Annotated in this window: 11 protein-coding genes; all 11 read right to left on the reverse strand. The window is 62.6% G+C overall.

From position 1 onward, the window contains the following. Position 1: 1 nt before the first annotated feature. The 11 genes from K3758_RS16635 to K3758_RS16685 all read right to left on the reverse strand — a co-directional run bounded on the left by K3758_RS16635 (position 2) and on the right by K3758_RS16685 (position 11397). Complete coding sequence (locus K3758_RS16635) at positions 2-907, reverse strand: ABC transporter permease subunit (RefSeq protein ID WP_067938852.1); 906 nt, start codon at positions 905-907, stop codon at positions 2-4. Beyond that, positions 907-1914 (reverse strand): ABC transporter permease subunit, encoded by a 1008-nt coding sequence (locus tag K3758_RS16640; protein ID WP_259946629.1) that lies wholly within the window; start codon positions 1912-1914, stop codon positions 907-909. The genes K3758_RS16635 and K3758_RS16640 overlap by 1 nt, the downstream gene beginning before the upstream one ends. Further along, a complete protein-coding gene (locus K3758_RS16645; RefSeq protein ID WP_259946630.1) occupies positions 1908-3017 on the reverse strand; it encodes a Xaa-Pro peptidase family protein in 1110 nt (369 codons plus the stop codon). The genes K3758_RS16640 and K3758_RS16645 overlap by 7 nt, the downstream gene beginning before the upstream one ends. Before the next feature lie 77 nt (positions 3018-3094). Continuing rightward, complete coding sequence (locus K3758_RS16650) at positions 3095-4687, reverse strand: ABC transporter substrate-binding protein (protein WP_259946631.1); 1593 nt, start codon at positions 4685-4687, stop codon at positions 3095-3097. Between the two features lie 64 nt (positions 4688-4751). Further along, positions 4752-5342, reverse strand: a complete 591-nt coding sequence (locus K3758_RS16655) for an XRE family transcriptional regulator (protein ID WP_067626358.1) — start codon at positions 5340-5342, stop codon at positions 4752-4754. 202 nt (positions 5343-5544) lie between these two features. After that, entirely contained in the window at positions 5545-6351 is an 807-nt protein-coding gene (locus K3758_RS16660; protein ID WP_259946632.1) for a metallophosphoesterase, read from the reverse strand. Continuing rightward, complete coding sequence (locus K3758_RS16665; protein WP_259946633.1) at positions 6348-7136, reverse strand: ATP-binding cassette domain-containing protein; 789 nt, start codon at positions 7134-7136, stop codon at positions 6348-6350. The genes K3758_RS16660 and K3758_RS16665 overlap by 4 nt, the downstream gene beginning before the upstream one ends. After that, positions 7129-8103, reverse strand: coding sequence for an ABC transporter ATP-binding protein (locus K3758_RS16670; protein WP_259946634.1), 975 nt, complete (start codon positions 8101-8103; stop codon positions 7129-7131). Before K3758_RS16670 ends, K3758_RS16665 begins: the two co-directional genes overlap by 8 nt. Then, complete coding sequence (locus tag K3758_RS16675; RefSeq protein ID WP_259946635.1) at positions 8100-8918, reverse strand: ABC transporter permease; 819 nt, start codon at positions 8916-8918, stop codon at positions 8100-8102. The genes K3758_RS16670 and K3758_RS16675 overlap by 4 nt, the downstream gene beginning before the upstream one ends. Then, positions 8915-9859, reverse strand: coding sequence for an ABC transporter permease (locus K3758_RS16680; protein WP_259946636.1), 945 nt, complete (start codon positions 9857-9859; stop codon positions 8915-8917). The genes K3758_RS16675 and K3758_RS16680 overlap by 4 nt, the downstream gene beginning before the upstream one ends. Before the next feature lie 50 nt (positions 9860-9909). Beyond that, on the reverse strand, positions 9910-11397 hold the full coding sequence (locus K3758_RS16685) for an ABC transporter substrate-binding protein (RefSeq protein WP_259946637.1): 1488 nt from the start codon (positions 11395-11397) through the stop codon (positions 9910-9912). Between the last annotated feature and the right edge of the window lie 8 nt (positions 11398-11405).

Consider the following 11405-nt stretch of genomic DNA (forward strand, 5'->3'; position numbering starts at 1 on the left):
ATCAGCTCCGCTTTAGTTTCGGGTCAAGGGCGTCGCGCAGCCCGTCACCCATGAGGTTGATCGCCAACACGGTGACGAGGATCGCAAGGCCGGGGAAGGTCACGACCCACCACGCCCGCAGGATGAACTCGCGCGCTTCGGCCAGCATGGTGCCCCATTCAGGTGTGGGCGGCTGTGCGCCCATGCCGAGGAAGCCAAGAGCAGCGGCATCAAGGATCGCGGTCGAAAACGACAGCGCGGCCTGCACGATGATCGGCGCAAGGCAGTTCGGCAGCACGGTCACGACCATCAGCCGCAGCGTGCCAGCACCGACAACACGGGCCGAGGTCACGTAGTCCTTCTGCCGCTCCGAGAGCACGCTCGCCCGTGTCAGACGCACGTAATGCGGCTGCAACACAATCGCGATGGCGATCATCGCATTGGTGAGCGACGGCCCAAGGATTGCCACCAGCACCAGCGCCAGCAGCAGCGACGGGAAGGCCAGAATGATGTCCATGATCCGCATGATGATCGTGTCGAGCCACTTGGGCGCGAAGCCCGAGATCAACCCGATGATGATCCCGCCAGAAGCGGCGATGGACACCACCACGATGCCAACAAAGAAGGAATAGCGCGCACCGACGATCAGACGCGACAGCATGTCGCGACCGAGCGGGTCGGTGCCGAGGATATGGCTCCACGTGCCGCCGTCCTGCCAGACAGGCGGCTGCAACGTCGCAGCGCGGAACTGCTGGGTCGCGTCATGCGGGGCGATCCACGGGCCAAACAGCGCCAAAAAGGCAAAGACGGCAAAGATCCACAGGCCAATCACGGCCCCACGGTTTTCGCGGAAATAGAACCAGAATTCGCGCAGGCGCCCGGGGCGTGCGTGTACCATTTCGGCTTCGGCAGAGAGTGCGTCGTCCATTAGCGTTTCCTGATCTTGGGGTTGATGATGCCATAAAGCATGTCAACGGTGAGGTTCACGACCATGACCATGACGGCGATCAGCAGCAGGCCACCCTGCACCACCGGGTAGTCGCGGCGGAAAATGCTGTCGACCATCCACTTGCCGATGCCCGGCCAGCTAAAGATCGTTTCGGTCAGAATGGCGCCCGCCAGCAGCGTGCCGACCGACAGGCCGATCACGGTGATGACGGGGATAAGCGCGTTGCGCAGGGCGTGGATGCCGTTGATCCGCCCCGGGGACATGCCCTTGGCCCGCGCGGTGCGGATGTAGTCTTCGCCCAGCACTTCGAGCATCGCTGAACGGGTCTGCCGCGCGATCACCGCCAGCGGGATGGTGCCCAGCACGATGGTCGGCAGCAGCAGGTGCCGCAGCGCCGAGGTAAACGCCCCGTCCTGCCCCGAGGCAATACTGTCGATCAGCATGAAGCCCGTGGCATTGGGGAAGTAATAAAGCAGATCAATCCGGCCCGAGACTGGCGTCCAGCCCAAGTTGCCCGAGAACACGATGATCAGCAGCAGCGCCCACCAGAAAATCGGCATCGAATAACCCACAAGTGCTGTCGACATCAGCGCCCGGTCAAAGAACTTGCCCCGGTTCACCGCAGCAATCACCCCCGCCGGCAGGCCCAAGGCCACGGCAAAGATCATCGCGCAGACCGACAGTTCCAGCGTGGCCGGGAAGAGCGAGAAGAACTCATCCCAGACAGGCCGTTTGGTCACGAAAGAGTTGCCCAGATCGCCTTGTAGAACGCCGGTGAAGTAATCCCAGAACTGCACATAGATCGGCCGGTCAAAGCCGAACTGCTGTTGCAGTTCGAGATAGCGCTCTTCGGAAATGCCGCGCTCACCGGCCATGACGACGATCGGGTCGCCGGGCAGCAAGCGGATAAAGGCGAATGATATCAGCGTGACGCCGATAAAGGTGGGGATGAAGGTCGCAAGGCGCGACAAAACATATTTCAGCACGGGAGCACCATCAGTTCCTTCGGAAAGTTGGTCAGGGATTTGTAGCCATCTTCGGTAATCAGCACGTCATCTTCGATGCGCACCCCAAAGTTGCCGATCTCATAGAGACCGGGTTCGTTGGTGTACACCGTTCCGGCGGGTAAAGTCATGTGGTTGCCGCGCATGATATAGGGCGCTTCATGCACATCGCGGCCAAGGCCGTGGCCCGTTTTGGTGCGAATGCGGTCGGCGTAGGGCGAGGCTTCGAGGACGGAGGTCACCACATCGTCGATCTCATGCGCGGTGACACCGGCACGGGTGGCGTCCAGCCCGGCGAGGTTGGCGCGCAACACGGTGTCGTAGACCTCGCGCCCCTCGTCGCTGACGTGGCCGAGGAAAACCGTGCGGGTGATGTCAGCGGCAAAGCCGTTCTTGCGCGCGCCGAAATCAATCAGCAGCGCATCGCCCGCTTTGACGCGGTAATCTTCGCGCGCCTTGGCATGGGGGCGGGCCGAGCCGTCACCGGCGGCGACGATAGGGGCAAAGGACAGATCATCCGCGCCTTCAGCAAAGACCATCTGCACCAGTTTCTGTTCGATCTCTTTCTCGGTCTGGCCGAGCTTCACGGAATCGAGCGTCGCGCGCAGGGCGCGTTCGGAGATGTTAATGGCCTCTTGCAGGGCGGCGACCTCGGCCTCGGTCTTGATCATGCGCGGCGCGGAAATTTCACGCTCGGCGTCGATGATCCGCAGGTCGGGCTGCGCTTTCTTCAGCGCGTGATGCACAAAGACGCGCATCACTTGGCCCTCAACGGCAAGCGAGGTGATGTTAAGGTGTTCGGTCAGCGCCGCAAAGGCCTCGTCATAGCCGGTTTGATCGCGCCAATCGAAAACGGCACCCTCAAAGCCAACCAATTCCCAGCTGCCCAACTCTAGGTTCGGCACCAAAGCGGCGGCGGGGCCGCGGGCGGGGATGACCAGAACAAAGGGGCGCTCGTGGCTCATGAAGGCATGGTCGACCGCGCGGGTGAAATTCGGGCCGGGCACCAGCGCCACGGCGTCCACCGATAGGTCGGCGGCGATATCGGCATAGGCCGACAGGCGATCATTCAGTGAATTGGACAAGGTAAGGCTTCCCGGCGGTAGAGGTTAATAAAATGGGGACGGCACGAATGCCGCCCCCTTTGGTCGTAGCGGCAGGGTTACTGCTTCAGGCCAACTTGGTTGAAGATGTGGCCACCCAGCGGGTGCACGACATAGTTTTCAACTTCGGGGCGCATGGTCATATAGACGACCGAATGCGCGATGGTGGCCCAAGGCGCTTGATCCTTGAAGATTTCCTGCGCTTCTTCGTAAAGCGGCGCACGCTCTTCTTGGGTCGGCAGAACCTTAGCTTTCTGGATCAGCGCGTCGAATTCCTCGTTGCACCACTGGGCGCGGTTGGATTTCTCGACACCGTCACAGCCCAGCAGAACCGCGAGGAAGTTGTCTGGGTCACCGTTGTCACCGGTCCAACCCAGCAGCACGGCACCGTCACGGTCCTTGGACTTGGAGCGCTCAAGATACTCACCCCATTCGTAGGAGACGATTTCAACATCGACGCCGACCTTGGAGAAGTCTTCTTGCATCAGCTCGGCCATACGGCGGGCGTTAGGGTTGTAGGGACGCTGAACCGGCATCGCCCAGATCTTCATGGACAGGTCGGTGACGCCTGCTTCCTCGAGCATCGCCTTGGCGGCCTCGGGGTCATAGTTGTCGTCTTCGATGGCGTCGTTGTAGGACCACATGGTCGGCGGGATCGGGTTTTTGGCGATTTCGCCGGAACCCTGGAATACCACGTCGATGATCGCCTGTTTGTCGATCGCCATGTTCAGCGCCTTGCGGACATTAGCGTTGTCGAAGGGCGCGACCTGCGTATTGTAAGCCAGATAGCCGACGTTCAGGCCTTCCTGCTCCATCACGACGATGTCTTCGGCGTCTTTCATCGCCTGAACATCGGCAGGGTTCGGATATGCCGTCACGTGGCACTCACCCGCCTGCACCTTCTGGTAGCGGACGCTCGCGTCAGGCGTGATCGCGAAGATCAGGCTTTCGACTTTGGCTTTGTCGCCCCAGTATTCGTCGTTTCGCAGATAACGAATGACCGCGTCTTTCTGGTAGGCTTGGAACTGGAACGGGCCTGTGCCGATGGGCGCTTGGTTCACCATCTCAGGCGTGCCAGCTTCCATCATCGCGTCGGCATATTCTTTCGATACGATCGAGGCGAAATCCATGGCCATGTTGGCGATGAAAGGCGCTTCGGGGCGGGTCAGGTTGAAGACGACGGTGTAATCGTCGACCTTTTCGATGCTCTCGATCAGGTCGGGCATGGACATGCCGCCGTAGTATTCCCATGTGCCGCCGGAAACGGTGTGATAGGGGTTTTCTTCGTTGCCCTGACGGTCAAAGCTAAAGACCACATCGTCGGCGTTGAAATCGCGGCTCGGCGTGAACTGGTCGTTGGAGTGGAACTTCACCCCTTCGCGCAGCTTGAAGGTCACCTTCATGCCGTCTTCGCTGACTTCCCAGCTTTCAGCCAGCGCGGGGATGACTTCGGTCGTGCCGACTTTGAACTCGGCCAGACGGTTGTAGATCGGGTGGCTAGAGGCGTCGAAGGTGGTGCCAGCGGTGTAAAGCGCGGGGTCAAAACCCTCGGGCGAGCCTTCGGAGCAATAGACCAGCGCTTGGGCCGATGCGGCTGTGGCACCCAGTGCCGCCAGCATGGCGCCGGTGGCCAATTTCGTTGTAAAAGACATAATATTCACTCTCCTGATTGGTTTGTTTTTTGGCAGCGGTTTGTCCGCCGCAGGTGATACGCCCTTACGGGCGAGACGACGCGAATGCGGTGGCTAATGCCCCTTCATTCGGACGTATTCTATTGGCGCCAGCGGCCTGTTCGTATTGCATCCGGCCCACCCAAAGGACGCGGGCAGGCTTGTCGGTTTTGTTGGACCAAGAATGCGGGCTGCTGCCGAGGTAATGCAGGCTGTCGCCGGGCCGCATGATATGCTCCCCCCCATCGACGACCTGCGCGATCTCACCTTCAAGGATATAGATCACCTCTTCGCCCTCATGCACGACCTCTTCCGAGGCATAGCCCGGCGGCACGTTCATGATGTAGGAGGACAGCTCATGGCCGGGAAAATCCGCGCCGATCTTTTCATATTCGATGGAAGACCCCGACACGGCAAAGCGGGGACGCTCATCCGCGCGGGTCAGGCTGTCTTGGGTCTTGGGGGTATGGATGAAAAAGCTGACTTCGACCTGAAGCGCGACGGCAATCTGCGACAGGGTGCCCAGCGATGGCGTCGCCCGACCCCGTTCGACTTGGCTCAGATAGCCGACCGAAACGCCAGAGGCTTCGCCCAACTGCTGCAAGGTCAGGGACAAACGATGACGTTGCTTGCGCATACGTGCGCCAAGCGTGGATACACTATCGCCATTGGCAGTCGGCAAATTCACCCTCCCCGTGAACAGCGGCCCGATCTTGCGTCGGGCACAGCCTTCTAGTCTCTCGTTGTGTGAGATTAAAAAAGTTGAGGGTCAACAAAAAAATTTTTACTGCGGCGCAGCATGTGGCCTATAGCGATGACTGCGTGCGGCGGATGTCGTTCTATTCAAAGGATTTTAGCTGCTCACGATCAATCCGCGCCAATTCACGCGCCGTCGGGTCAAGCGGCGCGAAAGAAACACTCAGGCCGCTGGGATGCCAGTCGCAGATCCCGAATCCGGTGCCCTCAACGATGCGCAAGTCGCGGGTTTCGGTTAGATCGATGGTAGAATGCAGCCCGTTGGAGATCACCACCGGGATGCCGTGCCAATGGCTCACTCGGTTCACATGCACATGGCCCGAAAGGATCCCCGCCACCTGCTGGCCCTTGAGCATTTCAGCCAAACGCGCGCTGCTGGCCTCATCCAAACTGCCCCACGCCAGCGCTTCGGGGTCAATGCGCGGCGGGTGGTGAATCACCAAGAGTTTCGCCAGTTCGGGGTGACGCTGCAGCGCTGCCTGTAGGAACTTGAACTGCGCATCGTCCAGCGCCCCCGCCACCTTGCCCGGCACGCTGCTGTCCAGCGTGATGACATGCAGATCACCCTGCGGCGCATCGTGAAAATAGGGCGCATCCGCCAGCCCCGGCGCAAAGACCGCGTTGAACCCGGCGCGTTTGTCGTGGTTGCCAAGGGCCATCACCAGCGGCGCTTTCAGCGGGGCCGTGATCTCGTGCACCAGCGCATAGCTTTCCCGGTCGCCTTGATTGGTCAGATCGCCGCTGGCCACGACAAAATCAGGCTGCGGGTCCATCGCATTGATCACCGCCACCACGCGGCGCAGGGTGGCGGGCGTGTCGCTTTGCAGATGCGGGTCGGCCAATTCGGGGTGCGAGATATGCAGGTCGGTCAGGTGGACGAAACGGGTCATGGGCGTGCTCCTGCGGCTGTCAGCAGGGTTTTCGTATAAGGGTGTTTGGGCGCGCGCAACACATCAGCGGCCGCACCGCTCTCAAGCGTCTTACCGTGCTGCAGCACCAGCACCCGGTCACAGACCGCCCCCACCACCGCGAGGTCATGGCTGATGAAGACCATGCCAAGGCCGAGGTCATCCTGCAGGTCCATCAGAAGATTAAGAATTTGCGCCTGAACCGAGACATCGAGGGCCGAGACCGCCTCATCCGCGACCAAAAGCGCGGGGCGGGTGATGATGGCGCGGGCGATGGCGATGCGCTGGCGCTGCCCACCCGAGAATTCATGCGGATATTTGCCTGCGTCGGCGGGATGCAGCCCGACCTGCGCCAAGGCTTCGGCGACACGGTGGCCGATATTCTCCGTCTCGCCATTGGCGCGCAGCGGCTCTGCGATGGACCAGCCAATGCGGCGGCGCGGGTTGAGCGAGCCGAAAGGGTCTTGAAACACCATCTGAAAACCGCGCCGCAGCCGGCGCAGTTCTTCGCCCCGAAGCTCATGCAGATCGCGCCCCTGAAACAGGACCTCCCCCGCGTCCGGACGTTCAAACGCCATGATGAGCCGCGCCAATGTCGATTTGCCAGAGCCGCTTTCGCCGACCACGCCCAAGGTCTCGCCCGCATGCAGCGAAAACGCCGCCCCCTCCAACGCGGTCAGCACCGGCGGGGCGCGCAGCAGGCTTTGACGCGGCAGCTTGTAACGGCGGGTCAGGTTTCGGACCTCCAAGAGCGGCGCGTCAGTCATTCCGCGGCTCCGTCAGCAGATGACAGGCGGCGCCGCGCCCCGTTTCGGCCTGCGCAAAGGCCGGGCGCTGCGTGGCACAATGGGGCAGTTCAACCGGGCAGCGCCCCGAGAAACGGCAGCCCAAGGGCAGCGCATGCAGCGGCGGCACGGTGCCGGGAATGGTCGGCAGCCTGCGGCGCTTTCCTTGGGCATCCCGCCCTGCCACACCGGCATCGGGCCGCGCGCCCAACAGCCCCTTGGTATAGGGATGCGCGGGCGCGCCAAGCACCTCTGCCGTGCGGCCCCGCTCAACCATATCGCCCGCATACATCACCACAATATCTTCGGTGGCGCGCGCCACGGCGGCAAGGTCATGGCTGATGAAAACCAGCGCCATTTGCCGCTCCCGCGCGAGCCGTTGCAACAGATCGGTGATCCGCAGCGCAACATTGGCATCCAGTGCCGTGGTCGGCTCATCCGCGATCAGCAGCATCGGATTGCAGGCCAAGGCCAGCGCGATCAGCACCCTTTGCCGTTGCCCGCCCGACATCTCATGCGGGAATTGCCGCAGGCGTCGATCGGGATCGGGAATGCCCACCTCTTCGAACAGGCTCAGCGCGCGGGCGCGGGCCGCGCGGCGCGTCAGCCCGTCGTGCAGCAACATCGGCTCCATCACCGTATCGCCCACCCGCCGCAGCGGGTTGAGCGCCGCCATCGGCTCCTGAAACACCATCGCAACGCGGCGGCTGCGCAGCCTCTGCCAATCCCGCTCTGCCGCGTGGGCCATGTCCTGCCCGTCGATGCGAAGCTGTCCGGTCAGACGCGCGCTGTCGGGGGCCATGCCCATCAGGCACAGGGCCAGAAGCGTCTTGCCCGAACCGCTTTCACCAACGACACCCAAGCGGTCGCCGCGTTCGATCACCAATTTGGCGTCACGCAGCGCCGCCGCATAGCCGAAATGGACCGAGAGATTGCTAAGTTCGATCATCGCGCGCGCACCAGCCTCGGGTCGGTGATATCACGCAGCCCGTCGCCCAGAAGGCCGAACCCCAGCACCGCCACGACGATGCAAAGGCCGGGATAGATTGCCAGTTGCGGGGCGAGATACATCAACGTCTGCGCCTCCGACAACATCCGCCCCCAGCTTGACGCAGGCGGCTGCGCGCCGAGGCCAAGATAGCTCAGCGCCGCTTCGGCGAGGATTGCCACGGCAAATTCGATGGTGGCCTGCACGATGATGGCCGCGGCGATATTAGGCAGGATGTGATCGCGGCTGATCGCAAAGCGCCCCCGCCCCGCCGCGCGTGCCGCGGCGACATAATCGCGCGTCCAGATTTGGTTGGCAGAGGCACGGGTGACGCGGGCGAAGATGGGGATGTTGATAAATGAGATCGCCAGCACCGCATTGGTCAGCGACGGCCCAAAGACCGCCGCCAGCATGATCGCAAAGAGCAGCGCGGGAAAGGCGAAGCCCAGATCGGCCAGCCGCATCACCGCATCCTCGACCCAGCCGCCGAGTGCCGAGGCGAGCAGGCCAAGCGCCACACCGATGCTGCCGCCCAGGAGCACCGCCACCAGCGCCACGGTCATCGAATTACGCGCCGCCGCCATCAGTTGCGCCACCACGTCGCGGCCCAACTGATCGGTGCCCAGCCAATGCTCTGCCGAAGGCGGCGCGAATTTGGTCGAGATCGACATTGTCTGCGGGTCATGCGGGGTCCAGATCAGCGACAGCGCCGCCACCCCAACCACAAGGCTGACCAGCACCGCGCCGAGCAGAAAGTTCGCCGGAAGCCGTTTCATGCGCGGGCCTTCAGCCGGGGGTCGATGACCACGTAAAGTAGGTCGACCACGAAATTCGCCGTGACCACGATGGCGGCAAAAAGCATCACCAGCGCCTGCACCGTGGGCAGGTCACGGTTGGCGATGGACTGAAAGATCAGCCGCCCCAGCCCCGGCAGGTAAAAGACGTTCTCAATCACGATGGTGCCGGTGACCAACGCGGCGAATTGCATGCCCACGATGGTCACGATCGGCACCAGCGCATTGGGCAGCACATGCCGCCAAAGCACCCGCCGCCGCGACAACCCACTGGCCCGCGCGGTGCGCACGAAATCCAGCCGCATCACCTCCAGCGCCGAAGACCGCGTGACCCGCGCCAGTACAGCCGATTGCACCAACGCCAGCGCCACCGTAGGCAGAATGAGCGACCGCAGCGCCGCGCCCGGATCGTCCCAACCGGCAAAGCCCCCGGGCGGCAGCCAGCGCAGCTTCACGGCAAAGAGCATCACCAGCAGGATCGACAGCCAGAAGGCGGGCACCGCGATGCCAAGCTGGCTGAGAAACATCACCCCCCAGTCGCCCGCCCGCCCATGCTGCGCCGCTGCCGTGATGCCAAGAACCAGCGCCAGCACCAGAGTCACCAGCATCCCCGCCACGGCGAGGGATATTGTCATCGGCAGCCGCTCGGCGATCAGGTCAGAGACCGGCACGCGGAAGGAATGGCTGATGCCGAAATCCCCCTGCAGCGCGTTCCAGACCCATGCAAGGTAGCGCGTCACCACCGGCTCGTTCAGCCCCAACTGCTCGCGCAGAGCCGCGATGGCGTCGTCGCTGGCGTCCATGCCAAGGATCGTCAGCGCCGGGTCGCCCGGCAGCACGTTCATCACGGCAAAGACCACGAGTGAGACGGCGAGCAGGGTTAGCACGAAACCAAGCGTGCGGCGAAAGAGGAAATAGGCCACGAAGTCAGGTCCAAAGGCCGCGGCACAAGGGGCGCCGCGGCCGTTTCAAGTTAGTTGGCGATGCGCACGTTCTTCAGCGGCATGTAGAGCACAGGCGAGGAAGCCCAGTAGCCTTCGACCTCCTGCCGGAAGACGCCCAGCAGCGGCAGCTGGAACAGGAAGCCATGCACCGATTGGTCGGACAGCATTTGCTGGCCTTGCTTGAGCAATTCGTCGCGGGCCTCGGCATCGACCTCAGTCGTGATCTTTTCCCACAGGGCGGTCATCTCGGCATTGTCGTAGCCGTAGAAATAGTCAGGCCCGCGGGCGAAATTGCCCATGTCATTGGGGCTGGTGTGGGCGATGATGGTCATGTCGTAATTCTTCTTCTTATAGACCTCATCGATCCAGAAGCCCCATTCGACATTCTCAACCTTAGCGTCGATCCCGGCCTCTGAAAGCTGGTTCTGGATGATCTCGGCCGAGCGGGTGGCGTAGGGAAACGGCGGCACGCGCAGGGTCATGGTGGTGCCTGCCACACCTGCCGCCTCAAACATTTCCTCGGCTTTGGTGCTGTCATGCGGATAGGCGTCCGTCAGGTCGACATAGGCGGTGCCGTGGGGCGGGTAGAAGCTGCCGATGGGCACGGCTTGGCCATACATCGCGCCCTCAATGATCTCAACGCGGTCGATGGCGGTGGCCACGGCGCGGCGCACCTCAATATTGTCGAAAGGCGGCTTGGCGTTGTTCATGGCGAGGATCACCTCGCCCTCGGTCGAGCCGACGTTGACGCGGAAGCGGGGGTCGGCCTCGAACTGCGGCAGCAGCTCGGGCGCGGGGAAACCGGGGAAGGCGTCAAGCTCTTCGGCCATCATCGCCGCAGTGGCGGCGGCGGGGTCGGAGATGAAGCGGAAGACCACCTTGTCCAGCGCCACATCCGCCGCATCGCGGTGATCGGGGTTCTTGACCAGCGTCAGGCGGTCGCCGCGGGTCCAACTGTCGAACTTGAAGGGGCCGGAGCCGACCGGATTGGCGTTGTTGCTCTCGGCGCTTTCGGCGGCCACGATGGCGCTGTCGCCCTGCCCCATGTTGAAGAGGAAAAAGGCGTCTTTGCCGGACAGCGTGATTTCGACCGTCTGGGAGTTGACCGCTACGACGTTCTCAATCGGCTCGAAGATGTCCTTGGAGGGATTCACGCTGTCTTCGCTCATGGCCCGCTCGAAGGAATAGACCACATCCTCGGCGTCGAGCGTGCTGCCATCGTGGAAGGTCACGCCTTCGGCCAGTGTGAACGTATAGGTCAGCCCGTCTTCGGACACCTCCCAAGAGGCCGCGAGGTTGGGCTGCACCTCGCCGTTTTCCGCCACGGTGGTCAGCGATTCAAAGACGTTTTGCGTCATCATGCTGTCGATGGAGGCGGTGGCATCCGCTGTCGGGTCAAGCGACGTGGGCTCCTGCTGCATGCCGATGACAAGCTCGGCGGCGGCGGAGGCTGAGGCCATCAAGCCAAAGGCCAGCGTCAGCGCGGGAAGGGTTTTGATGAGGGGCAAATGAGACATGGGGCAGC

The sequence above is a fragment of the Sulfitobacter sp. W002 genome, assembly GCF_025142135.1.
Lineage (GTDB): Bacteria > Pseudomonadota > Alphaproteobacteria > Rhodobacterales > Rhodobacteraceae > Sulfitobacter > Sulfitobacter profundi.

Bases quoted from the DNA above. Each gene is read 5' to 3' on its own strand.
- K3758_RS16675 (WP_259946635.1), bottom strand. From the start codon at position 8,918: ATGAAACGGCTTCCGGCGAACTTTCTGCTCGGCGCGGTGCTGGTCAGC.
- K3758_RS16655 (WP_067626358.1), bottom strand. From the start codon at position 5,342: ATGCGCAAGCAACGTCATCGTTTGTCCCTGACCTTGCAGCAGTTGGGC.
- K3758_RS16635 (WP_067938852.1), bottom strand. From the start codon at position 907: ATGGACGACGCACTCTCTGCCGAAGCCGAAATGGTACACGCACGCCCC.
- K3758_RS16665 (WP_259946633.1), bottom strand. From the start codon at position 7,136: ATGACTGACGCGCCGCTCTTGGAGGTCCGAAACCTGACCCGCCGTTAC.
- K3758_RS16660 (WP_259946632.1), bottom strand. From the start codon at position 6,351: ATGACCCGTTTCGTCCACCTGACCGACCTGCATATCTCGCACCCCGAA.
- K3758_RS16650 (WP_259946631.1), bottom strand. From the start codon at position 4,687: ATGTCTTTTACAACGAAATTGGCCACCGGCGCCATGCTGGCGGCACTG.
- K3758_RS16685 (WP_259946637.1), bottom strand. From the start codon at position 11,397: ATGTCTCATTTGCCCCTCATCAAAACCCTTCCCGCGCTGACGCTGGCC.
- K3758_RS16670 (WP_259946634.1), bottom strand. From the start codon at position 8,103: ATGATCGAACTTAGCAATCTCTCGGTCCATTTCGGCTATGCGGCGGCG.